The following is a 24,438-nucleotide window of genomic DNA, read 5'->3' on the forward strand; positions in this document are numbered from 1 at the left end:
GGCAGGTCCCGAAGGCAGGTGGTGGTAGCACCACCGATTCCGGTGGCGCATCGGGCGGAGAATGACGCCGTGGACCGCTCCGTACGCTCGACCGTCTGGCAGCAGATCCGGCCCGGCGCGCTCGCCGCCGTGCAGGGCCTGGCTGTGGCCCTGTTCAGCCTGACCACCAACGTGCTGCTGTTCGCGCTGTCGGTGGTCTCCCTCGCGCTCATCCCCGCCCTCGGCATCGGGTTCGCCCTCTTCCCCGCAGTGACCGTGCTCGTACGGCTGTCGCTGACGCTGCAACGGCGCCTGAGCCGGTCCGCCGGCGTGCCGATCGCTTCGCCGTACGCGCCGGTGCCCGCCGGCGCGCGGCTCGGCACCTGGCAGCGGTTCCGGTGGGTGGTCTCGGACCCGGCGACCTGGCGGGACCTCGCCTGGCTGATCCCCGGCGCGGTCACCGGCGGCGCCTGCCTGCTCGCCTTCGCGCTGGCCACGTACGGGCTGGAGGGCGCCCTCTTCGTGCCGCTGGTGCTCTACCTGAGCATCGACTGGTACGGCTACGGTGTGTTCTGGCCGATGGACAACCTCGCGAAGGCGTGGCTGGCCGCGCCGCAGGGCTGGCTGATCCTCACCGGCGGGCTGGCCGTCGCACCGGGGCTGCTGTGGCTGCACTTCCGCTTCGCCGGTTTCTTCCTCGCCCCCACCCGGGCGCAGGAGCTGGCCCTGCGGGTCCGGCACCTCGCCGCCACCCGCGCCGACACCATCGACACGCAGGCCGCCGAGCTGCGCCGCATCGAACGCGACCTGCACGACGGTGCGCAGGCCCGGCTGGTCGCACTGCGGATGAGCATCGGCCTGGCCGAGCAGCTCATGGCCAACGACCCGGCACGGGCGGCGCGACTGCTCAGCGAGGCGCAGGAGACCAGCGGCCACGCCCTCGCCGAACTCCGCCACCTCGTCCGCGGCATCTACCCGCCCGCACTCGCCGAACGCGGCCTCAACGGGGCGGTGCGGGCACTCGCCCTCACCGTCGCGCCGCCCATGGACGTGGACGTCGACCTGGACCTGCCCGGCAGCCCGCCCGCGGCGGTCGAGTCCGCGGCGTACTTCGCGGTGGCCGAGCTGCTCACCAACGTGGCCAAGCACAGTGGCGCCCGGCGCGCCTGGGTCTCTCTGGTGCACCGGGACGGTGTGCTGCGCACGGAGGTCGGCGACGACGGGCGCGGCGGCGCCACGCCGGACGCAGGGACCGGCCTGGCGGGCGTACGACGCCGTCTGGCAGCCTTCGATGGCACGATGACCGTGACCAGTCCGCCCGGCGGACCCACCGTCGTGACCATGGAGCTGCCGTGCGAGTTGTCATCGCGGAGGACCTTGCCCTCCTCCGGGACGGGCTGACGCACATCCTCCACGCGAACGGACACCAGGTCGTCGAGGCCGTCGCCGACGGACCGTCCGTGCTGCCGGCGCTCACCCGGCACCGCCCCGACATCGCCGTCGTCGACGTGCGCCTCCCACCCACCTTCACCGACGAAGGCCTGCAAGCCGCCCTCGCGGCCCGGATGCAGCTGCCCGGGCTACCGATCCTCGTGCTGTCCCAACACGTCGAGCAGCTGTACGCCCGGGAACTCCTCGCCGACCGCAACGGGGGAGTCGGCTACCTACTCAAGGACCGGGTGTCCAACGTCGGCCAATTCATCGACGCGCTACGCCGAGTGGCCGGCGGCGGGATGGTGATGGACCCGGAGGTGGTCACCCAACTGCTGGCCCGTACCTCCGGCATGCAGCCACTGCGCGACCTCACCGCCCGGGAGCGGGAGGTGCTGGGTCTGATGGCCGAGGGGCGGTCGAACGCGGCGATCGCGGGACGGCTCTTCGTCACCGAGAAGGCCGTCAGCAAGCACATCAACAACATCTTCAGCAAGCTCGGGATGCCACCGTCGGACGACGACAACCGGCGGGTGCTGGCGGTGCTCGCGTACCTCAACGGCTGACGCAGCTACACCTCTTTCGCGGCCGGACCGGTCGACGCCCGGGCGCGGGCGTTGCTCGCCCACCTCGCCGCGCGCAGGTCGGCTGACCAGGGAACGCGGAGGGCCGGCCGCTCTCGACCGGCCCTCACAGAAATCGCATGAGGATTGGCGGTGCTGTTTGTCCCCGGCAGTAGCCCTTGCGAAGGCCCGCTACTTGAGATGGAACCGTTCATCGACGGCGAGGGCCGCCAGCTGCGGCACGGAGAACGGCAGCGTGGTCAGCGCCGGCGGGTCGTCGCCGAGCTTCGCGCGCTGTGCAACGTAGACCACTACACCGTCCGGGTGCCGGTACGCCGCCCACTGGTCGAACCGGTCGTCGCGGCCTGGCCGGATCACCACCCCGACCTGTGCCGCACCGACGCCACCAGCTGGCAGTCGCCCTGCATGCCCCAGAACTGCTGGGCCAGCGCGCACGGCTCGGCCGGTAGCCGGTTGCCCACGGTGTGCACCTCGACCAGCAGGCGCCCCATCCGTTCGCCTCTAGCCAGGGCGGCCGAGGCCATGTAACTCCACCCGTCCACGCCGTTCACCTTGGCGTCGAACTGCGCCTGGTGGGCCCGCAACAGCATCTCGTCAGCGGGCTGGTTCGCCGGGTTTTCCGGCGCGGTGTAGCCGCGGGCGGGTAGTTGACCAAGCTGGGTATGCCGCCGTCCGATGACAACAATCGACGGGTGTTCCCCGTGCTCGCGTACCTGAACAGCTGAAACTCGCCGAGCCCCCGGAGCCCAAGCATCCGAAAAGGAGTGCCACGCGACGGTAGGCTGCACAGTGGGTAGCGAAGCCTGCCCGGCAGAGTGACGGGCGGGTGCCCTGGGCGCTCCAGGCCCCCGACGTCGGTGGTGCCGAACACTCGGGGGAAACCATGTTCGAGCGGCTGGGCAGATTCGTTGTGGGCAGAGCGTGGTGGGTGATCGCCGGGTGGGTGCTCGCGGCAGCCGCCATCATCGCCACCACACCGTCGCTGAGCGATATCACCTCCGCCGATCAGGAAAGCTTTCTGCCCCGCTCGTACGAGTCCGTGCAGGCCACCGAGCTTGGGCAGAAGGCGTTTCCGCAGCAGGCCACCGCGACGGCGATCATCGTGGTCAAGCGCGCCGACGGGCAGAAGCTCAGGCCGGCGGACGAGGCGAGGGTGGGCCAGCTCGCTCAGTCGCTCAAGGTCAAGAACATCCCGCACACGTCCGGCTACCTGACAGGTCCGCTCGCGGTCGCGCCGGACAAGTCGGTGCAGATCATCAATGTCGGGCTCGATGCCCCCACCCCCGACGATCCGGCGCTGCTCGACGCCGTACGCGATCTGCGGTCGGACATCGGCCCGGAGCTGGCGAACAGTGGGCTGACCGCGGGCGTGGCCGGCGACGTGGCGAGCTTCGTCGACAACGAGGACACCTTCAACAGTGCCTTCGCCGTGGTCGGTGTCGCGACGATCATCCTGATCATCGGACTGATCCTGATCATCTTCCGCAGCCCCATCGCCGCGCTGCTGCCCGTGGTGGTCGTCGGCGTCGTCCTGAGCATCACGACGGGTCTCGTCGCCGCCGCGGGCAAGGCATTCGATCTCAGTGTCAGTCAGGATTTGCAGACGATCCTGCTGATCGTGCTGTTCGGCATCGGCACCGACTACATCCTGTTCCTGCTCTTCCGCTACCGGGAGCGGCTGCGCGCCGGTGACGACAAGCGCACCGCGATGATCGTCTCCGTCCAGCGGGTCGGCGAGGTCATCACGTCGGCCGCCGGGGCGGTCATCGTCGCGTTCCTCGTGCTGCTCCTGGCCTCCCTGGGCTTCTTCGGCTCGCTCGGCCCGGCGCTCGCGATCGCGGTCGGCGTCATGCTGGTCACCTCGCTCACTCTCGTCCCGGCGGTCGTCTCGCTGCTCGGTCGTTACGTCTTCTGGCCGTCGAAGGCGTGGCAGCGTGCGCCCAAGGCCACCTTGTCGCACCGGCTCGGCGCCGTCGTCGGGCGCCGGCCGGCGCTCGTCGCGGCGGCGTCCGGCGTCGTCCTGGTCGCGCTCGCCGCGGGCGTGCTGGGCTACAAGGCCGACTACGACTTCAGCGCCGGCTTCCCGCAGGACACCGAGTCGGCGAAGGCCGCGAAGGACCTGCAGCGCGGGTTCGCCGCCGGTGCGCTCGCCCCTACCGAGGTCTACCTGACCACCAGTAACGGGTCGCAGCTGACCGAGCAGCAGGTCAACGACTTCGCGGCGGCTGTGGCGAAAGCCCCGGGTGTGGGCCAGGCGCAGCCCCCGGAGCGCAGCACCGACCCGAGTGTGGCCCGGGTCAACCTGCTGCTCGACGAGAACCCGGTCTCCAACGAGGCGATCACCCTCGTCCGCGAGGACCTGCGCGGTGCCGTGCACGCGGCGGCCCCGCCCGGCACCCGGGCGCTGGTCGGCGGGACCACCGCGATCTTCGCGGACATCAACTCGGCGAACAACCGCGACCTGTCGGTGATCCTGCCGGTCGCGGCCGGCCTGATCGCGCTCATCCTCGCGCTGCTGCTGCGCAGCCTGGTCGCGCCGATCTACCTCGTGATCGCGGTGCTGCTCAACTTCGCCGCCACGCTGGGCGCCACGGTCTACCTCTTCCAAGGGCTGCAGGGCGAGCCCGGTGTCACCTTCCAGCTGCCGATCATCCTCTACCTCTTCGTGGTGGCGATCGGGACGGACTACAACATCCTGATGATCGCCCGACTACGCGAGGAGGCGCGGGAAGGCAACGAGCCGCACGAGGCCGCCGCCATCGGCGTGGAACACGCTGGCCCGACCGTCGCGGCAGCCGGGCTGATCCTGGCCGGGACGTTCGCGGTGCTGCTGCTCGCGCCGATCTCGTTCCTGCAGCAGATGGGCTTCGCGGTGGCGATCGGCATCGTGCTGTCGGCGTTCGTCATGTCGATGTTCTTCGTTCCGGCGTTGACCGCGCTGATCGGGCACAAGGCGTGGTGGCCGGGGCACGGCGACGAGCGGCGGGTCAGCGGGCCGCGCACGCCGCCGGAGCCGGCGACCGTTGCGAAGGAGTAGCGCGAGTCGTCAACGCGCAGGGTCTCGACGCGGTGCGCGCCGAGTGGCGGGCGGCGGCATGCGGACCCCGGCGAGGCGGTGTGGCCGGTGTGTTCACCGCCGTCAGGTGTACCGGTGACCGGGAGGGGTATCCGCGCCCAACTGCTGCCTCGCGGCGTGCTGGCTCGGATGCCGGGGGCCGGACGCCCCAGCCTGCGTCCGCCCCGGACCCGACGGGTTGGCATCACCACGATGCCGGCCCGTTGACCGTGCCCAGTGCCGATGGAGGAATCGTGACCGGGCTGCGTACCGACCTGTACGAGCTGCGGATGGCGGCCAGCTACCTGCGCCGGGACATGGTGGAGCGTGCGACGTTCAGCCTGTTCGTCCGCCGCCTACCGCCGCAGCGTGGCTTTCTGGTGGCCGCCGGGCTGGCCGAGGCGCTGGCGTTCCTGGAGGGCTTCGCGTTCGACGAGGGTGAACTCGGCTACCTGCGCGACACCGTCGGGCTCGACGAAGCGACGCTGGCAGCGCTCGCGGGGCTGCGGTTCACCGGTGATGTCTGGGCCGTGCCGGAGGGCCGCGTGGTGTTCGCCGACGAACCCCTGCTGGAGATCACCGCGCCGATCGCCGAGGCGCAGCTGGTGGAGACCGGCGTGCTGAACCTCATCACCTTCCACACCACGATCGCCAGCAAGGCCGCCCGATGCCGCCTCGCGGCCGGCGACGCGCAGCTGGTCGACTACGCGTTCCGCCGCACCCAAGGCATCGAGGCCGGCGCGGCCGTGGCCCGGGCGTCCGCGATCGCCGGCTTCGCCGCGACCAGCGACGTCGAGGCCGCTCGACGGTACGGACTGCCGCCGTCCGGGACCATGGCCCACTCGTACGTCGAGGCGTTCCCCGACGAGCGCGCCGCGTTCCGCGCGTTCGCGACCGACTTCCCGACGAACCCGGTGTTCCTCGTCGACACCTACGACACGCCCGCCGGAGTGCGAGCCGCCGTCGAGGTCATCGCGGAGTTGGGACTGACCGGCCCGGTGGGCGTGCGGCTCGACTCCGGAGATCTCGCCGCGCTCGCCGTGCAGACCCGCGCGATCCTCGACGACGCCGGGCTGACTCAGGCCCAGATCCTGGCCAGCGGCAGCCTCGACGAGGATGTCATCGCGGCGCTCGTCGCCGCGGGCGCACCGATCGACGCGTACGGCGTCGGCACCCGCATGGGCAGCTTGTAGGCGCCGTCCCTGGACAGCGCCTACAAGCTGGTGGCCGTCGGCGACCGGCCGGTGCTCAAGCTGTCGCCCGGCAAGGCCACCCTGCCCGGTCCCAAGCAGGTCTTCCGCGATGCCACCGGTGCCAGCGGCGACGTGGTGGGGCTGCGCGACGAACCGCCGCCGGGCGACCGCGAGCCGCTGCTCGTGCCGGTCATGCGCGGCGGCCGTCGCCTGGCCGTCGCCGACCCGGCCGGTGAGGTACGCGCCGCGCGGGGCCGGTTCGACGCGGACCTCGCCTGGCTACCGGACCCGGCACGTCGGCTGGCGGACCCGGCGCCGCTCACCGCCTCCGTCAGCCCGGCCCTCGCCGCGCTGCACGAACGGGTGGCCCCGCAGGTGGCGCGCGGCGGGACCTACTGACAGCCAGGCCGGGCGGACGCGTCGGGGCGGTCATCGCGGCGGGCCCGTGGCAGCCCCGGGCTGGCGCGTCGGCGCCAGCCCGGAGCAGCGTTCGCGCTACCGCAAGGCCAGCACGGCCAGGTAGCCGAGGTGGTCCGATGCCCACCGGCCGTCGGGGGTCTGCCGCTCGGTGCCGAAGATGAGGCTCGAGACGGGAACGACCGCCCCCCGGAACAGGACCATGTCGATGCGGTGTTCGACGGCGTCGGCGGGTTGGTTCAGGTCGTCGCCCAGACCCGCGGTGTAGCCGGGTTCGTCAGGGTGCAGGATCTGCCACGTGTCCCGCATCCCGCCGGCCACCAGCGCGGCGTAGGCGAGCCGGTTCTCGGCGACGGGCAGGTCGGGGCCTGTGTTGAGGTCCCCGGCGAGGAGGACGTCACCCGGTGCCGTGGCGAGGGGGCCGGCCAGCAGCTCGCGCGCCTGCAGTACCCGGACACCGGCGTGGAAGGCCTCCAGGTGGGTGTTCACGAACCGGAACGGGCGTTGCCCGTGCACCACGTCCACCGCGGTCCAACCGCGGGTGCTGGTCACGGTCCCGTTCGTTGCCGCGAGCGTGAAGGTGAGGTTGTTGGTGAAGGTGCCGGACGAGGAGTCGGTCACCTTCACCCGCCCGCCGTGACGCACCAGGATCACGTCGCGCATCGTGAGCCGTACGTCGAGGAAGTGCGGCGCGCCCGCCGGCGCCTCCAGATCGGCCTCGGTCTGTACGACCGCGACGTCGTACGCGTGACCGGAGCGGCTCAGCTCGCCCATGAGCAGCGCCAGGTAGTCGTAACGGATTTCGGTGGCAGGTGCGGGGTCAGCGAACGTGCCGGTGCGCCACAGCGCGACCTCCTGCAGTCCTACCAGGTCCGGCTTGTTCTCGGTGATCTCCCGGGCGAGCAGCTTCGCCCGGGCGGGAAAGTCGACCAGGTCGACGTGGCCCAACAGCGCGGAGTTCGCGGCCAGGAACGCCCCTGGGGTCGGCGCGCCGATGGATGGCGTCAGATCGCCGCCCAGATAAAGGTTCCGGGTCATCACGGTGACCTTGGACTGTCCTTCGGCGTGGACGGGTGCGCCGAAAACGCCGAGGCTGACCAGGGCGATGGCGACTGCGAGGGTGACCCTCGCCGTTCGCCAGGAGGTGGTGTGTGTCGGGAGCATCCTCTTCGATCCTCTCTCCCGGCGACTACGCCGGCGTCGGACGTGAGATCGATCCGGTGGTGCGGATGGGGACGCGTGAGGCGGCGTCGCGACCTGTCGGCGGGGCGCGGCCCGAGGCGGTGCGTGCACCGTATCGCCGCGCGGCGATCGGAGACAGCCGCGGACATCGGCGGTTCGGCCCCACCCGCCAACCGGTACGGGTACTCGACGGTATCCACGGAACCAGCCGAACCGGTCGTCGGCTACGGCGTGTCCTGCGCCGCCGAGCGCCGTTGTACCGGGTGGACCCGGAATCCCTTCGCGATGAGAGGCGACCCGGTGGCGACGGACGGGACGGCGGTGGGCTGGCGGGCCCGGTGGGTCAACCGAGAGAACGAGCGGCGGCGCACGGCGTACGAGACCGCCGTCGAGGCGTGGCGGCGACGCGACATCGAGCTACGGCAGTTCTGCGCGCGGGCCGAGGAACCGGAGCCGCGGGCGGAGACGCCGGTGGGGCTGCCGGTGGCCCTCGACCACGACGAGGAAGTGGCCACCGTGCAGTCCGGCGCGGAACTCCTCGAGGTGACGGCTCGGCACACCGCCGGCTTGCCCGCACCGGAGCTGGCCGTCGTTCCCCTCGGGGACTCGGTCCGGTTACGCGGGTTGACGAAGGGCGTCGCGGTGGTCGACGCCGGCATGGCGGTGGTCACCGACCGGCGGCTGATCCTCATCGGGCGCCTCGGGGTCCGGGAGTGGCCGTACCGGCAGCTGACCGGGGTGGCACACCATCCGGCGGAGCCGTTGACCCTGCTGCACGAGCACGGGCCGGGCAGGATCCGGGGAGTACGGGTACCGCCGACGGCGGCGTCCGACTTCCGGCTGCGACTCACCGTCGCGTACGCCGAGGCCGTCGGGGAGCGGGACGCGCTCCTGGACCGGCTCGACGAGGCGGTGGTGGCGCACTGGCGTACCCGGCCGGCGGCACCGACACCGGCCACGCCCGTCGAGGCCCCGGCCGCCGCCCGCCTCGCCCGTCCGGCGCTGGTCGCCGCCGTCGCGGTCCTGGTCGCCCTGGCGGGGGTCGTGGGCGCGGTCCGCTGGTCCGCGACGGACCGCCCGGTGGTCGGAATGGACTTCGACGGCCGCACCGGCGCGGCCTCGACCGACCCGGATGACCCCTCGCCGACCACCGCCGTCGGCGCGCCGCTGAGCTCCACCGCTCCCACCGCTGGTCCGCAGCGGGACGCCACCACCGCGCCCGGCACGTCCGGTCCCGTTACGGCGCCGGGGCCCGGTTCCGGGCCGGTCACCTCTCCTGGACCGGGCCCGACCGATGGTGCCTCACCGACCAGACCCTCCGGGTGGCCGTCGGCCAGCAGCACCGGTGTCGGTAGCCCGAGTCCGTCCACCGGCTCGCCGAGCCCGACCCCGGTGGACCTCTGCGGCGCACCGCAGAACCCGTACGGCTACAACTACTGCGGCGGCTCCTACATCAACGACCCGGCCGCGGACGTCTGCGACTGGTTCGACTGCGTGCCCACCTTCTGGAACGGCAAGGGCTACGTGGTGCAGTGCGACGACGGCCTGGTCAGCATGACCGGCGTACGAGGCGGGCCGTGCGCTGACCACGGTGGCACCCGACACCCCGTGTACGCCTGACCCGTCCATGCCCTCACCCTGTCCCGGCGTCCCAGTAGACGTGCCGCAGCCCCGTTCGGCGTACTTCCACGCGGTTCGCCAAGGTAGGCCGGTGACGACGAGGGCGAGCGGGGTGGCCCGACGTCCGGGTCGGTGGTGGCGTCGGCCAGCGCCGGGCGGTGGTCCCCGGCCGCGAGTGCCTCCAGGCCGAACACTTCCGTCGCGAAGTGGTATAGCCCGGCGTCGAGCCCGGCGACCTCGCTGGCCACCGCGTACATCTCGAGGGGGTGGAGATTGCCGGCCGAGGGGGCGGCGCGGAACCAGAGGTTGTCTCCGGCGGTTCGGGTGACGCCGGCTGAGTAGAACAGCAGGCGGGCGAGGAGTTCGCGGTCGATGGTCGGGTTGCTCGGCGGTACCCGTCCGGACAGGGTCACCGCGGCCGGCGCCCCGGTCGGCGGTAGGTCGCGGGGCAGGGGGTGCACCGGCGTCCCGAGGTGGCGTTTGAGCGGCTGGGGACGGTTGCTCGGGTCCATTGGGACGAACCGCGGGACACCCGGCGGCCGGCCGCCGCGACACTGGTTCGTCTGGTGGTGGTAGAGCCGGGTCACCTCGCCGGCGCGCATCCGCCGCGCATACCCGCCGGCGCATGGCGTATGCCCGAACGAGCGCGGTGCCGGGCGCGGCAGCCGTCAGCAGTCCGCACCCGCAGCGCAGCCGCCTAAGTTTGGTGGCAGTGGATCACTTGGCCGTTGTGCCGCCGTGTGGCGATCCGAACAACGACGGCGGCTGAGGCTGAGCGAGGACTGAGACCCACCACCCACGCCCGCGATGGCGACAGATCCACTCGTCCCCGACTCACGCTCGTCCATTCGATGAGATCCCCGTCCCGCCAGGTGGCCAGATCTAGGTTTTTCGCCCATGACTGGGCGGACCAGGCGGACTGCGAGCAATAGGAACGGACTGGCTAACACTCCACCGGACTGACGTCAAGGCTCCGTGGCCGATCCGCGTGAAATTGGGGGTTGACTCGACGGTGTTCGCGGGGCGTACTGGATACACGTTCCCGCACTGCCGGCTGGCGCGGTCGGCCAGAAAGAGGCGGGCAGGCACTCCCAGAGTCGGGTTGCCTGCTCTTGTTCGCGCCGACGGTGCTGGGACCGTCGAGAGAAGGAGGCCCCACATGAAGGATCGTTCGTCGGCGAGTTGAGCCGCCGCACCACCATGGCGCTTGTCGAGCGCTGCCGGTGGCGAGAGTCCTGACCCCTTGTGGCTCGGCTTGGCCGTCCGCCCCCCGTGTCCGCCTGTTGACCGCAGCCTGCTGTGCCGGTTGTGGCGACGCCTGCTGCCCTGGTGCCTGCCCCTGCGTATGACAGGAGGGGTTCCGCCCGGACGGGCGTCAGTCGGCAGGTCGCGCCGGCCCAAGCCCTGATCCGAGCGGGCCTGGACTGCACCCCACATCGCCCGCACCTTGAACATCATTCAACTGGAGCACGAACATGACATCAACCCACATCAATCACACGAAGCCGACTGCCAGGTCGGTCCGCCCCTGTACGACGACGGTAGTCAAGATTGCACACGTGCTACCTCACCATGGGAGGTGGGCCGTTGGCGACAACTGAACAGCGATCCCACGACGTCCCCACCGATCAGCGGTCGGGGCGGGAGCGGCTGGAAAACCGCATCCAGGTGCTGATCATGTTGTTGATCGGCGGCGCGGCCGGCGCGGCCTCCTTCCGGCACGTGCATGACGTCGCGGCGGCACACGGCCAGCCGGGCTGGCTCGCCTGGGCCGATGCGGTCGTGCTGGAGTTGACCTCGATCGCCGCCGGTCTGGAACTGCGCCGCAACCGGCGCGTGGGCACCAGCGTCGCCTTCCCGGCGACCGTCCTGACAGTGGCGGTGTTCCTGTCCCTCGCCGCCCAGGTGGTGGAGGCGGAGGCGTCGGCGATCGGCTGGATCGCCGCCGCGCTGCCGGCGCTCGGCTTCCTGACGATGGTGAAGATCGCCCTCGGCCGCGCCGACCCTGCCCCACCCGACCGCACCGCCCGCCCCACGCGGGTCGCCCCAGGACCGCCGCTGGTCGCGGACGCCGCGGTCCCGGACACCCGCGAGCCGGTCCCCGCACCGCCACTGCCGGTCCCCGCGAGCACTGAAGCGGTCCGGGACTGCACCGCCGCGGTCCCCGCGCCGGCGGACCAGGACCCGGCGGTCCCGGACCGACGGGCCGAGGACACGCCGGTCCGGGACCGAGGCCCGGGGACCGCCGCGCTGGTCCCGGCCGCCCGCACCGCCGCCCGCACCCTCGACGCCCACGGAACACCCCTGTCCCGCAAGGCCCTCGCCGGACAGCTGCGCGCGGACGGGCACCAACTGTCCAACGCCACCGCCTCAGCACTCGTGCGCGTCCTGCGCGGCGAGAGCACCGCACCCGCGCCGGACCTGTCACACCGGGAGGCCGCGTGACAGAACCACAATCTGCGACCTCTGTCAGCCATAGCCGTCGCCGTGAGACCAGCACACGGGTCTGTCAGGAAGCCCGTCTCCTGACAAAACCTGACCCGACCTGGCAGAGCGAACACCGGCCCGCCCGTCACGGTAGGGCGACCAGTGCACATCTTGCTCTCCATCGCCCTGTTCGGATCCTCGAAGGAGCAACAAGCATGCTGACCCAGCTCAGCGACCCTCACCCGCGCCACCAGAGTCGTCACCGACCTGCGGCGTACTCGCTTTCAAGCCACTGTCAAGGCGGAACCGGTGTGGCCGGCCGTGTCGACGTCGGTGTCGGTCTCCGTTGCACCGTCCGCCTTGATCCTGACCCCCAAACCGACCCGCCGATCCCGCCTACAGCCCAGGTCAGGCCCCCTTTCAGGAGTGCGGGCCGGCTCCAGACACACCCTCATGTGTGGGGTGTCCCCCCAGGGGCAGCGCATGCGTAAACCGCTACTGGCTCCGGACCCGCTGCTGCGTCTACAGGCCAGCATCACCGCCCGCGACGACCGCCTCCTCGGCTGGCTCTACGACCACGGCGTGCTCACCACCGATCAGATCGGGGCCGCGCTGTTCCCGTCCGTGGACTTCGCTCAACGCCGGCTACGTCGCCTCACCGTCCTGTGTGCGACAGACCGGTTTCGACCCAACCGGGCCTACGGCGGCTCCTACCCGTACCACTACGTCCTGGACCAGCTCGGCTACGACCACGTCCACGCCCAACGCGGGCTTGGACGACCACGCCGGGACCAGGCCCGCCGCCGGAAGCAGTCCCTGACCGCCCGGCCGGACCTGCCGCACCTGCTCGGCGGCAACCAGGTCTTCATCGACCTCGCCGCCCATGCCCGCTCCCACCCCGACACGGCCCTGGACCGGTGGCAGCCCGCGTCCGCCTTCCACGAGCCCGGCGTGTTCTACCGCCGAGGCGGCAACCCGCAGATGATGGTCCACGGTCCGAGCGGACTGCCCCGCCCGGACGGCGCCGGGGTGTGGACCGAGCACGGACGGTCCGTGCCGTTCTTTCTCGAGTACGACACCGGCCGCGAACGCCTCGACATCCTCACCGAGAAAATCGCCAAGTACGAACGGCTGGTCTGCCTCAGCAACTGGGCGTGGCCGGTGCTGTTCCATCTACCCTCGGCCCGCCGCGAGGCGAACCTGCACCACCGCGTCGCCGGCATCAACCTGAAGACGGTCATCGCCACCACCACCACCGAGCTGCGTGCCGCACTCGATGCCAGCCCCGCTGACCAGGTCTGGCAACGGGCCGACAGTAGCGGCCGTCACCGCCTCATCGACCTGCCCTACACCGACACCGACCACGACGACGAGTTCCCCACCCACGCCGTGTCCGATCAAGAAGGTAGGACCGCCTGATCAGCGGGCGGATCAGGCGGCGCGTGCGGTGGCCTGGTGGCCCCACACGCCGCCGAACCCGCCCACACCCGCGCAACCCCCGGGGCGACGGCCCCCGCCCGCCGTGCGGCCCGCACTGAGGCGACGGTCCGGACCGCGCGGCGGAGGCGAGGCAGACGCCTCGCCGCCGGTCCAGGTCTGCCGGCGGCGGTCGCCAACGACAGACAGACCCCGAGACCGACCGCGCACTCACATCTAGCAACTCGCGCTGTGAGTCCCTGTGACCGGCGCACGTCTTCTCCTCCGCGGCCACCGAAGTTACAGTCCGCGGCCCTCCACCGCCGCCGACCCGCCGCCGTCTCCGGACGGAGCAGTCCAGCGATCTTCAGCTGGTACGCGCAGCGCACCGCCGGCACGTTCGGTGATCTGATGACGGCCGTGCGTCCGTACGACACGCGAGTCTTCCTCGGCAACCGGCAGGCGGTCGAGTCGCCGTAGCGGCGCACGGCATACTTCTCACCGGGCGTCGCCTGGCAGCCGATGGTGATGATCGGAACTGCCCAGTGCTCGCGTACCTCAACAGCTGAGGCGCGGCAGCGAATGCCGACTGGTTAACAGTGGTCTTTTTGGGCTTGAGCAGCGATGGCCCTAGCCTCCTTCAGGAGCTTGGCGACCTCGTCTTGATAGCTGGCCCCCTTCTTTTTCCAAGCCGCAGTCTTCACCGATACCTGATTCAGGAGATCCTTAACCTGGTCGGCATCTGGTGCGTTAGGCGGTGTGTACCCGGGCAGCGCAACTGCGGCCTGCTGAAATGCGGATAGATCATGGCCGAGCCGCGTAGCAGCGTCCTTAAGCGCTTGGATGTCGCTGGTCAGGCTGCTCAAGTCGCTGTCGATGCTGTAGGAGTCGCTCTCGACGCTGTAGGCATCGCTCTCGGCACTGTAGGCGTCGCTGCACGCCGACGACTCGTCCTGCTCCCTAGTAGCCTTCGCGGCGTTGGTCTTCGCGCTCGCCAGGTCCTGCTTTGCGGCGGTCAAGTCCCTTTCAAAATCTGAGAAGGAGGGCGGCTTCGCAAGTCCATCCCGTACGGCCGCGGCGTCCTGCGCCACAGCTTCAGCTGCCTTTGCGATCTGCTGCCGGCTTTCTTGCAGAGAAGCTGCTGCGGCTGCACTCGCCGCAACCGCCTGTCGATCTGCCAGGTTGGCATCAGCCTTCGCTTGCACCTCCGCAACCTTGCGGTTGTAGGCGTCGGTGGACGCCGGTGCGAGCGTAAGTGGGGCGGTCGAGCCGTCGTCTTGCGGCACCTGCAGCGTCAACTCCGAGCCGGACACCGTGCCGGAAAGGTTGGTGACGAATCCGAGCCCCTGGGGAAAGCTGAGGGTCATTGCCTCGCCGTCCATCGTGCCCGTGAAGGCCGCGTGCGTCGACTTCGTCGTGGTCGGGTCGGCGCTGTCCAGGCTGCTCTGGTCCAGCGTTCCCGAGAGGGTGCCTGCCTGCCGGGTAATTTGAATCATGACCGCGCTCGTGGTGTCCGCACCTACCCAAGTGTGTGGGAAGTCCCCGACTCGGTTGGTGATGCTCGAACACGATGTCGCGGCTATACCGGGCACGAGTAGCAGGGCGGCAACCAGGAGTTGGGCAGGCCCCAGACGCATTTGCACCAGCGGAACCTAGCGATCTTTCAGGCACAGGGGTAGGCCCATTCGGGCGACGAAAGTGCCAGTTTGCAGGAGAGCCTATGGACTCGCGTCACGAATCGTGCATCTCCCGCTGTCGGAGGTCATGCGGCGATGGCCCGGGCGGCGGCGTACGTGTTGGCGGGGAGCGGGTGGTGCAGCCGCCAGAGAATCCGCATAGGCCGTTCGCCGGTGTGCTCCTGGTACGTCATTGGTCCGGCGTACAGGTACGGCGGCGCGCCCAGGTCGCGGTCGGCGAGCTTGGTCTCTCTGACGAACAGGTGCACCGTCGACCCGCGCTCGGCGTGCTGGATGTAGCGCTGCCCGGTCCCCGACGCAGACGACGTGGTGCTCTGCGACTCCCACTGGAACAGGCTGTCGGTGATGGCCCGGTCGGCGTACATCGTGGTGGGGGAGTAGTGCTCCTCGGACTTGACCAGGGTGACGAAGAAGAGGTCCGCCTGCTCCGACTCAAGCCACTTCACTCCCTCGCGCAGCGACCCCGGGTTCGCCATTCCGAAGGCCGCGCACGCCTCGTTGCGGCTGTAGCGGGCGTGCACCCGCAGCGGTACCCGGCCCGGCTGCGGCGTGACCGTCACCCGGTGGATTCGGTCCCGCAGTACCTCGGCGACCTGGCGTAGCTCCGCGCAGCGCGCCGGCTCCCCCCAGAGCCGCTTCAGCCGGGCATCGCGCTCGGTCAGCGACACCGACGGCCCCCAGAGACTGAAGTGCAGCATGTCCAGCAGCCGTCCGCGGCCAGGGTGCTCGCCGCCCGCGACCCGCGCCAGCAGGGACAGCCGGTCCACGTCGTCGATGTGCAACATTCGCCCGATAGCCCGGCCGAGCTCGCGGTCGTCCGGCCCGGCGGTCGAGGTCTCGATGCCGGCGAGCCGCCGCAGCCCGGCCCACCCGCCGATGCTCGCCGACCGGTAGACGTCCTCGACTTCCAGGCCGGTCTCCCGCAGGAACTCGGCCAGGCTCACGTCACCGAGCTGCCGCAGCTCCGCCACCAGGCCGTTCTTCGAGGTCGGCAGGGCCGACTTCAGGTTGGCGAGCACGACCTCTTTCGCCACTCGGTCCAGCTCGACGTGGCAGCCGCTCGGCAGCGACGGGAAGCCGTCCCGGACGGCCGCCTCGACGGCCCGACGGCTGACCCCGGTCAGTGCCCGCCACCGCAGGTCGAAGCGGAAGTTGGCGTGCTGGCCGCCGATGAAGTCGAGCACCGTCAGACAGGGTTTGTCGTCGTCGAGCCGCAGCCCACGGCCGAGCTGCTGAAGGAAGATCGTCGCGCTTTCGGTGGGCCGCAGCATCAGGATCGTGTCGACCATCGGCAGGTCGACACCCTCGTTGAACAGGTCGACGGTGAACAGCACGCGGAGTTTGCCGGCCTTGAACTCCCGCAGCAGGCCGTCCCGCGTCGTGCGGTCCGCCCGCGAGGTCACCGCCGCCGAGGGTACGCCGTGCCGGGTAAACCAGTCCGCCATGAACTCGGCGTGCCCGATGCTTACGCAGAACCCGAGCGCCCGCATCCGACCCACGTCGGCCGTGTCCTGTACCGCCTTCAGCACCATTCGTGCCCGCGCGTGGTTGCCGGTGTAGAGGCCGTCCAGCTCCGCCGGGTCGTACCCTTGCCCGCGCTTCCACCGCAGGTGCGACAGATCTACGTCGTCGTGCACTCCGAAGTACTGAAACGGCGCCAGCAACTGCCGCTCCAGCGCGTCCCACAGGTGCAGCTCCACCGCCGCGTGGCCGTCGAACCACCGACGCACATCACCGCCGTCGGCCCGGTCGGGGGTCGCCGTCAGTCCCAGCAGTACGCGCGGCCGCAGCCGCTCCAACAACCGGGCGTACGTCGGCGCTTCCGCGTGGTGGAACTCGTCAACGATCACCATGTCGTACGCGTCGGGGTTGATCTCCCGGCGGTGCAGCGACTGGATTGAGGCGAAGACGTGCGTCCAGTGGGTCGGCTCCTTGCCCCCGACCAGCATCTCGCCGAAGCTGCCGTCACCCATGACCTGGCGGAACGTCGACATGCTCTGCTTGAGGATTTGCTCCTGGTGCGCGACGAAGAGCAGCGAGTCGACTTGGCCTGCCCGATGTAGCCGCCGGTAATCCAGCGCTGCCACCACCGTCTTGCCGGTGCCCGTCGCCATCACGACCAGGTTGCGGTGCCGGCCGTGCACCTGCCGCTCCGCATCCAGGTCGGCCAGGATCTCCGCCTGATACGGGTACGGCCGCACATCCAGGTTCGCGATCTGCGTCGGCACGTCGTCAGCGCGCTCACCGCTGAGCGCCTGCCGGAGCCGCTCAGCGTCCTTGGCGGCGTCGTACTCCTCGAACGCCGGGTCGTTCCAGTAGTCCTCGAACGTCGCGGTGAAGGTGTCGATGACGTGCGGCTGCTCGATGTTCGAGATCCGGACGTTCCACTCCACCCCGTCGACCAGCGCCGACTTCGAGAGATTTGAGGAGCCCACGTACGCGGTGGTGGTGCCGTTGGTTCGACGGAACAGCCACGCCTTGGCGTGCAGTCGGGTCGTCCGGGTCTCGTAGGAGACCTTGATATCGGCGCCCAGCTCGGCGAGTCGGTCGAGGGCTCGTTGGTCGGTCGCGCCCATGTAGGTCGTGGTGATGACACGGAGTCGGCCGCCGCGTCGGATCAGGTCGCGGATGGCGGGCTCGACGATGCGCAGGCCGTGCCACTTGATGAAGGCGCAGAGCAGGTCGACGTGCTCTGCGGAGGCCATCTCGTGGGTGACCTCGTGGCCGATGCGGGGCTGGTGCTTGCCGTTCACCAGGAGAGCGCCGGTGGAGATCGGGGTGGTCGGGCGCTGCGGAAAGGTCGGTTGCGCCGGCGGGGTGGGCGGGGCGGCGATGGCGTGTAGGAGGTTTTTGGCGTCGGCTACCTGGTCGTTGTGATTTGTTGCGGCCGGGCTGAGGACGGCGATGGCTTCGGCGATGCGGTTGGTCAGCTCGACCTGGTGGTGCAGCTTGTCGCCGCCGCCAGGGACGGCTTGGAGAGCGCGGCTGATCAGGGCGGCGAGGTGACGGGTGAGGGGGCCGTGTGAGTCAGCAGCGTCTAGGGCGCGGTGCTGGATCAGGGCGGGATCGACGCGGTGGAGCTGGTCGGCGAGCTGCTGGGTGATCAGGTGCTCGTAGATGCCCCGCTCAAGATCCGTCATCCCGGCAACCTAACCTTCTCGCAGGCGTCCCCGGTGCCCCGACACGAGGCGCGAACGCTAACCCGATGACTGTTCTGGCAGACGGACCCGCCCACCATCTCCGCGCGTCTCTCCTGACTCCTAGCGAGGCGTCCCACTGTTGCGCGCGTCCTGGATCGCGAGCCGAATGGCGGCGTTGATGCGCTGACCCCGGCGGCGGAAGCCCAATTCCTGCATCGCCTCCGTGATGATCTGCTCCTCTGTACGCAGACGCCCGTCGCTATTGATCCACGCCACCAAGCCGGCGAGCTGCCTTCGGCTGTACTCGGTGATGGGGGCGCCCGGGTAGAGCTGGGGCTTCGGCATGTTTCGGATTGGTTCGGTGGGAGACGGCGGGGCACTCTCCGACCGTGGCCGCACGACCGGCCGCTTGACCGACGCCGGTCGGCTCGCCTCGGCGACGGCTGCGTCGTAGGCCGCCTTCACCCGCGCGACTTCCTGGTCCCGATTCCGGAACCAGGCGGTGGACCAGATGCGATGGAAGCGCCAACCGAGCCGCTCCAGGTGCTCCTGTCGCAGCCGGTCGCGGTCGCGGGCGGTCGGCGACGAGTGGTAGGTGGCCCCGTCTGCCTCGATCGCCAGCACCATTTCGCCCGGCCGGTCGGGATGCTGGGCGGCGAAGTCGATCCGGTAGCCACTGGCGCCGTACTGAGCGACGAGTGGAATCCCGGCCGCCGTCAGCCGGTCGCGCACGTCCGCCTCGAACGGATTGAGTGTGGGCGCGGTGCCGACGGCGGACAGCCGCTCGCCCTGGCTCTCGGCGTACTCCAGGTAGCTGCGCAGCAGCTTGGCGCCATGGGCGTTGAGCTTGTTCGGGTCCAGGTCGCGGGCGCTGAACGAGCTGACCACCGTGGCACGCTGCCGCGCCCGAGTCACCGCAACGTTGAGGCGTCGGTGGCCGCCGTTGTTGTTGATCGGCCCGAACCGATACAGCATCCGGCCGTCCGGCCCTTTGCCGTAGCCGACCGACAGAATGATCGCGTCTCGCTCGTCGCCCTGCACCCGTTCGATGCTCTTAACGAAGAAGGGCTCCTTGCCCCGCTCCTGAAAGAATTCGTCGAAGCCGCCGCGGTCGATCAACGAACGACGCAGGGCCGCTTCGATCCGCTCGGCGTGCTTGATGCCCATGGTGATGACGCCCAGCGACTCGTCCGGGCGCTTTTCCGCGTGCTCCAGGATCAGTTCGACGACCCGGTCCACCTCGGCGCTCACCCGGTCGCCCGGCCCGTAGCCGAGCGGGTTGTTGTCGACCAGGACGTGGGTCAGGCAGCCCTCCGTGGCGGCGCCCGGGAAGGTGACCAGCTCGTTGCCGTTCGGCGCGTAGATGTGCAGGTTGGAGAAGGCGATTAGTCGCTCGTCCCGGCTTCGGTAGTGCCAGGCGAGGTGCTTGTTCTGTGACAGCGGGAGCGCGGTGGCGAAGGCCTGGAGCAGTGACTCCACGTCGTCGGTCAGCGCCGTCTCGCCGTCTTCGTCAGCGACGGAGTCGTCGTCGCCACTGTCGAAAAACCGGGTCGGCGGCAGCTGGTGTTCGTCGCCAGCAACCACAATCTGCCGGCCCCGCATGATCGAGGTGATGCCGTCGACGGGCTCGACCTGGCTTGCCTCGTCGAAGATGACGACGTCGAAGAGGCGCTGCGCCGGTAGTACCTGGCTCACCAGTAGCGGGCTCATCGCCCAGCAGGGCTTGACGGCCAGCAGCACCTCGGGCGCTGCCCGGAACAGCTCCCGCACGGGCAGGTGCCGGGCCTTCTTGGCGGCCTCCTTGCGGACGAGCTGTTGCTGCTCCGGGTTGGCGTCGAGCGTCGCGACCAGGTGAGCCGCCGCAGCGCGGCGGATTCGACCGGGGGTCGCTTCGATGTGCTGATGATCGGCCCGCTGGAAGTCGCTCACGGCGGCCGTGAGCAGCTCGGCGTTTAGACCCGCATAACGGGCATCGGTGAGGGCGATGTGATCAAGGATGGAGTGCAGCCAGGCGTACTCCAGCACACGCTCGGCCTCGGTGGCGCCGGGCCGGCGCTCCGCCAGCTCGGACAGTAGCGCGTGCAGATTCCACCCCAGCAACGCCGCCCGTAACTCGTTGTGCCGGGCCACCCGCTGCAACCCCAACTGGTCGCCGGCCAGGGCGGAGAGCTGTTGCTGAAGCCGCTCTGGAGCATCGGTGAACGTGGCGGGCAAAACCGCTTCCAGCACTGCCAGGGACCGGTCCAGGTGATCCGCGTTGGCGAGCGCCGCCGGCAGGCAGTTGGCCCCGCGGGGCTGGCTGCCGTTCTGGCAGCATCGCTGCCAACGGTCGCGCTGGTCGGCCACGGCGAGCAGACCGGTGTGTAGTTCTTTGCGGGCAGGCTTGTCTGGGCCGGTCCAGAGGGCGCGGACCTCCTTCAATGCCGCCCGCCGCTCCAGCCAACCGAGCGACACCATGGTCGACTTCCGGCCGCGCCGGTCGGCCGTGGCGGCGATCCAGCGGTCGAGGTCGCCGGCGAACACCTCCGGCGTGAAGCGGTCCAGCGACCCGGTGACGTCGTGGACGAGGGCGAGCAGGTCCCGCCAAGCCGTCCGAGTCTGCGGCGGTCGCAGCCCACAGTCACCGGTCAGCGTGCGCAGCAACTGTTGCGTTTCGGGGAGGATCTCGTAGGCGGTCTGCCCGGCCGCCGCCATGACCTCTGGGACCGCCGCTGTCGCCGCGACGGTCGCGGCCTGCCACGGGCTGGATGGCATGGACCGGTCAAAGGCGCCAAGACGCGCCAGCTCGCCCACGGCCCGCCAGAGCTGCTCGGCCATGGCCGGGTCCAACCGCTGAAGCATCGGCGCCCGCCAACGGAATGCCGTGCGGGCGCCGGCCCCAAGCGCGATCAGTCGCTCCTGGATTTCGTACGCCGACATGTCCCACGGCGCGTGCCGCCGGTGCAGCATGTGGCCGTGGGCGACGAGCTGCTCCCGCCGGGCGAGTAGTTGCCGGCCGAGGTCCTGCAGTTGCGGCTGCCGCTCCTGTGCGATGCGCTGCAAGCGGCTGCCCAGCGCCTGGGCCAGCTCGCGGCGGCTGGTTCCGCCGCCGTGCAGGTTGATGACGAGGTCGTCCAGGTCGACGGAGGTAAGGCGGTTGAGCACCGCGTCGATGGCGGCCCGCTTCTCGGCGACGAAGAGCGTGGTACTGCCGCGCGCGGCGAGCGCGGCGATGATGTTCGCGATCGTCTGACTCTTGCCGGTGCCCGGGGGACCCTTGATGACGAGATGCTGGCCGGCGACGACCGCGTTGATCGCGTAGCTCTGCGAGGAGTCGGCGTCCAGCACCAGGAACTCGTTACCGAGCGGGACGGTGTCCGGAGTCGCGGGAGTGACCGAGACCGGTGAGGCCAGCGAGGTGCCGGCCGCGACGTCGCCGGCGAGCGCGGCGATCACATCGCTCTCGGCCAGCAGCTCGCCGTTCTTCTCGATGTCCTGCACCATCGGCAGCTTCTCGTAGAGGAACGTGCCGATGACCTGCGTCGAGGCGGCGACGAACTCCGGCACCCGCGATGCCGCACGATTGAGTCGGGTGAGCAGCTCGCTTGGCGCGAAACCAGCTTCGGGCAGCTCGGCCAGTAGCTCGTCCTCGGTGATGGTCACGCCGTAGTCACGGGCCAGCTTGAACAGCAGCACCGGGTTGACGATGGGCGAGGCTTCGACCCGTAGCCGGAAGTCGGTCTCGGTAGCGGTCGTCGCGTCGATCTGCAGCGGGTGCATGATCACCGGTGCGCGGGGTGTGCGGTCCGGCTCACGCCAGCTCGCCATGCCGGTGACGACGTAGCCGGCGTCGAGACCGCGCTCCTCGGACAGCTCGCGCATCTTGGCCCGGATGTTCCGAAGGCGGCGCTGCGCGTCCGCACGCGATTCCTGAAACGGGAAGAGCTGGCCGAGGGTCTGCGGCTTGCCGGAGAGCAGCCGGATGACCGCCGTCGGGTCGGCGGCGGCCAGGGCTAGCGTGCCGGCCTTCAGATCGCGGTAGTACAGCAGCCGGTTGTTGCCGGAGGTGTCGATCAGCGACTTGGCCCAGCGGTCCGCGGCCGCTGCCACTCGCCGCAGGCGCTCCACGTCAAGCATCCTCATCGACTCCCCGTTGCCGCACGACCTGCTCCGCGGCGAGGTCGCTGATGATTGTCGCCACCATCTCCCGCAGCCGGCGCAGTTCCCCTGCGGTGAGACCCAGTTCGTAGCAGTGGTGGTGCCCGGCGCGGGACAGCGCCGACCAGGTGTATCCGGCCCGCAGCCGGCGTACCGCCTCGGGCAGCCGGTTGTCGTGGGTGAAAACCACGACTTGGCGGGTCTCCGCCAGGCTGGCGAGCACCTGGGCCAGGCCGTCGACCTTCGACGGGTCCATGCTCTGCACCGGGTCGTCGATAATGAGGAACCGGAACGGGCTGTCGTCGGCGCAGGCGCGAGGCAGGAACACGGACAGGCCGAGGGCTTGGAGCTCGCCCTGGCTCATGACGGCCATCGCGGAGGTGGTGGTGCCGTCGACCCGGGCGGGGAAGGAGATTTTGCGGTGTGTGTTGGTGCCGTCGAGCCGCATCCCGCTCAGTTCGACGTTGCTCTCCTGACGGAGCTCGTCCCAGATCTCCTGCGAGCGCTGGGCGAAGGGTTCGAACCGTTGGTCTCGCAGCTCCGCGATGGCAGTTTTCAGCCAGTCCCGTGCGGCGTTGACCCGCTTGAGCTTTGCGTCGTTCTGCACGCCGACTCGCGCCCGATTCAGCCAGTCCTGCAGCGAGACGGCATGCTCACGCCAGGCGTCGTGGCGCTGTCGCAGCCAGGCGCTCGTCTCATCCTGCAGTTCGGTGAACGCCTCGAGCATCGGCGGATAGGCGGCCCGGAGGTGCGCGGCGAGCTGGTCGGAGGAGAGCTGGGCTGCGGCCGAGCGCAGCTCGTCCGCTTTCGCGCGGAACCGCTTCACCACATCAGGCTGGTCGAGCGCGCTGGCCAACGACTCGAGGTCGTCGCTGCTGATTCGCCGGTCCAGGTCGAGCAGCCGCGCGGCCCGAGCCTGCGCCTCCTGGAGCCGCCGGTACCCTTCCTCGACAGCGACGGTTTCGCGCTGGATCTGATGGATGGTGTCGCCGGCGCGAGTGCGCCAGGCGGCGTCCAGGGCGCCAATTCCGCAGACGGGGCACGGGCGGTCGCCGTGTTCGTCGTGGAAGGTGACCGCCATCCGGAGCAGCTGTGCTGCCTGCTCGGCCGTGCCGGCGCGGGTAGCGGAAAGGTCGGCGACGTGCGCCGCCGCTGCGGTGAGCTCATCGGCCACCTCGGTGGCGTATGCCGCGTCGGGCAGCGCGACTGCGACCAGGCGGCGGGCCGCGACGGCGACCGGATCGTTGGTGTCGCTACCGGCGTCGGCGAGCAACTGGTCGAGTGCCTCGAGGTCGGGAGCACGCTTCGCGAGGAGCGCGACTGCCGCCTGCGCCCGCTGGTCGTCGACGCCAACGAGCGCGGTACGCAGCGCCTCCCGCGCCGTCTTGACGGCCGAGACCTGATCACTCAGATCCTTGCGCATTCGCATCAGCCGCTTGTCGGCGTCGACGATCGGGTCCATGCCAAGAATCGGGGCCATGGCGTCGAAGAGCCCACTGGCGTGGAGGTGACGAGCCGAGCGAGGTCGCTCGCGGTGAGGAACGGACGGTAGGCATCGAGGGGCTGCTGCCACCCCAGTTCCGCGGTGTTCGCGTAGCGGTTCCCGTCATCTGCCAGGACCTGGCCGACCCCCTGGTGCGCCCCGGTGTGGTCATCGCGCCAGGAGCGGCGTACTCGAATGGGTTTCGCGGCTCCTTCGGCCCGCAGCATGACCTCGATCTCGCAGGGCGAGCCGCAGTGCAGGTTGCGCCAGCCCTCTTTGAAGACGCTGTTGCGATCGGCCCAGCGCGCGCTTTCACCGGTGAGGGCGAGCTCCACGGCCTCCGCATAGCTCGACTTGCCAGAGCCGTTTCGGCCGACAACGAGGGTGAGGCCGGCGTGCGGCCGCAGCCGGAGGCTCTGCTGTGGACCGACGCCCCGGAAACCGGCGACGGTGATGGACTCCAGGTAGAGCGGCTGGGGACGGGGCCGAGTGGAGGGATCCCGCTCCGGCAGGTCGACGGGCTCTCCGGCGAGGACTGCGGCGAGTTGGTCGTCCCCGACGTATGCGGCGAGCACAAGATCTACGACATCGTCGGCGACGTTGTCCTCAGCTAATCGGCCGAAAACCTGGTCAAGTAGGGACTGGTCCGGGGCCATACGGGTCTCCCTTCCAGGCAC

14 protein-coding genes and 1 pseudogene are annotated in these 24,438 nt (G+C 70.2%); 7 read left to right on the top strand and 8 right to left on the bottom strand.

All coding sequences use genetic code 11. The features are described from left to right. The first annotated feature begins 69 nt into the window (after positions 1 to 69). Together ABZU69_RS03625 and ABZU69_RS03630 are read left to right on the top strand one after the other, a co-directional pair. A complete protein-coding gene (locus ABZU69_RS03625) occupies positions 70 to 1,380 on the top strand; it encodes a histidine kinase (RefSeq protein WP_354962845.1) in 1,311 nt (436 codons plus the stop codon). Beyond that, a complete protein-coding gene (locus ABZU69_RS03630) occupies positions 1,332 to 1,976 on the top strand; it encodes a response regulator transcription factor (RefSeq protein ID WP_354962846.1) in 645 nt (214 codons plus the stop codon). Before ABZU69_RS03625 ends, ABZU69_RS03630 begins: the two co-directional genes overlap by 49 nt. A 189-nt stretch (positions 1,977 to 2,165) precedes the next feature. Here ABZU69_RS03630 and ABZU69_RS03635 read toward each other — a convergent pair whose 3' ends face one another. After that, positions 2,166 to 2,351, bottom strand: a complete 186-nt coding sequence (locus ABZU69_RS03635; RefSeq protein ID WP_354962847.1) for a hypothetical protein — start codon at positions 2,349 to 2,351, stop codon at positions 2,166 to 2,168. Next, positions 2,348 to 2,584, bottom strand: a complete 237-nt coding sequence (locus tag ABZU69_RS03640) for a hypothetical protein (RefSeq protein ID WP_354962848.1) — start codon at positions 2,582 to 2,584, stop codon at positions 2,348 to 2,350. Before ABZU69_RS03640 ends, ABZU69_RS03635 begins: the two co-directional genes overlap by 4 nt. 320 nt (positions 2,585 to 2,904) lie before the next feature. On the opposite strand from ABZU69_RS03640, the gene ABZU69_RS03645 reads away from it, so the two are divergent. Continuing rightward, entirely contained in the window at positions 2,905 to 5,031 is a 2,127-nt protein-coding gene (locus ABZU69_RS03645; protein ID WP_354962849.1) for an MMPL family transporter, read from the top strand. Positions 5,032 to 5,303: 272 nt separating this feature from the next. Then, positions 5,304 to 6,641, top strand: a pseudogene (locus ABZU69_RS03650) (nicotinate phosphoribosyltransferase). A 96-nt stretch (positions 6,642 to 6,737) separates the two neighbouring features. Here the strand turns inward: ABZU69_RS03650 and ABZU69_RS03655 are convergent. Beyond that, positions 6,738 to 7,823, bottom strand: coding sequence for an endonuclease/exonuclease/phosphatase family protein (locus ABZU69_RS03655; RefSeq protein ID WP_354962850.1), 1,086 nt, complete (start codon positions 7,821 to 7,823; stop codon positions 6,738 to 6,740). A gap of 303 nt (positions 7,824 to 8,126) precedes the next feature. Between ABZU69_RS03655 and ABZU69_RS03660 the strand changes: the two genes are divergently transcribed. The 3 genes from ABZU69_RS03660 (at position 8,127) to ABZU69_RS03670 (ending at position 13,307) form a co-directional block, all read left to right on the top strand. Then, positions 8,127 to 9,461, top strand: coding sequence for a hypothetical protein (locus tag ABZU69_RS03660; protein ID WP_354962851.1), 1,335 nt, complete (start codon positions 8,127 to 8,129; stop codon positions 9,459 to 9,461). 1,587 nt (positions 9,462 to 11,048) lie between these two features. Then, the gene (locus ABZU69_RS03665; protein ID WP_354962852.1) at positions 11,049 to 11,906 is read left to right on the top strand and encodes a DUF2637 domain-containing protein; all 858 of its coding nucleotides are present in this window, start codon (positions 11,049 to 11,051) and stop codon (positions 11,904 to 11,906) included. A 465-nt stretch (positions 11,907 to 12,371) separates the two neighbouring features. Beyond that, entirely contained in the window at positions 12,372 to 13,307 is a 936-nt protein-coding gene (locus ABZU69_RS03670) for a replication-relaxation family protein (RefSeq protein ID WP_354962853.1), read from the top strand. Positions 13,308 to 13,897: 590 nt separating this feature from the next. On the opposite strand, the gene ABZU69_RS03675 is transcribed toward ABZU69_RS03670, so the two are convergent. The 5 genes from ABZU69_RS03675 to ABZU69_RS03695 all read right to left on the bottom strand — a co-directional run bounded on the left by ABZU69_RS03675 (position 13,898) and on the right by ABZU69_RS03695 (position 24,417). Beyond that, entirely contained in the window at positions 13,898 to 14,800 is a 903-nt protein-coding gene (locus tag ABZU69_RS03675; RefSeq protein ID WP_354962854.1) for a hypothetical protein, read from the bottom strand. Positions 14,801 to 15,066: 266 nt separating this feature from the next. Beyond that, the gene (locus tag ABZU69_RS03680; protein WP_354962855.1) at positions 15,067 to 18,141 is read right to left on the bottom strand and encodes a DUF3427 domain-containing protein; all 3,075 of its coding nucleotides are present in this window, start codon (positions 18,139 to 18,141) and stop codon (positions 15,067 to 15,069) included. Between the two features lie 120 nt (positions 18,142 to 18,261). Beyond that, positions 18,262 to 22,263: an AAA domain-containing protein gene (locus ABZU69_RS03685; protein ID WP_354962856.1), complete on the bottom strand. Its 4,002-nt coding sequence runs from the start codon at positions 22,261 to 22,263 to the stop codon at positions 18,262 to 18,264. Beyond that, on the bottom strand, positions 22,250 to 23,740 hold the full coding sequence (locus ABZU69_RS03690; protein WP_354962857.1) for an AAA family ATPase: 1,491 nt from the start codon (positions 23,738 to 23,740) through the stop codon (positions 22,250 to 22,252). The genes ABZU69_RS03685 and ABZU69_RS03690 overlap by 14 nt, the downstream gene beginning before the upstream one ends. Next, on the bottom strand, positions 23,707 to 24,417 hold the full coding sequence (locus ABZU69_RS03695; RefSeq protein ID WP_354962858.1) for an AAA family ATPase: 711 nt from the start codon (positions 24,415 to 24,417) through the stop codon (positions 23,707 to 23,709). The genes ABZU69_RS03690 and ABZU69_RS03695 overlap by 34 nt, the downstream gene beginning before the upstream one ends. Between the last annotated feature and the right edge of the window lie 21 nt (positions 24,418 to 24,438).

Source organism: Micromonospora sp. NPDC005206 (genome assembly GCF_040608175.1).
GTDB lineage: Bacteria > Actinomycetota > Actinomycetes > Mycobacteriales > Micromonosporaceae > Micromonospora.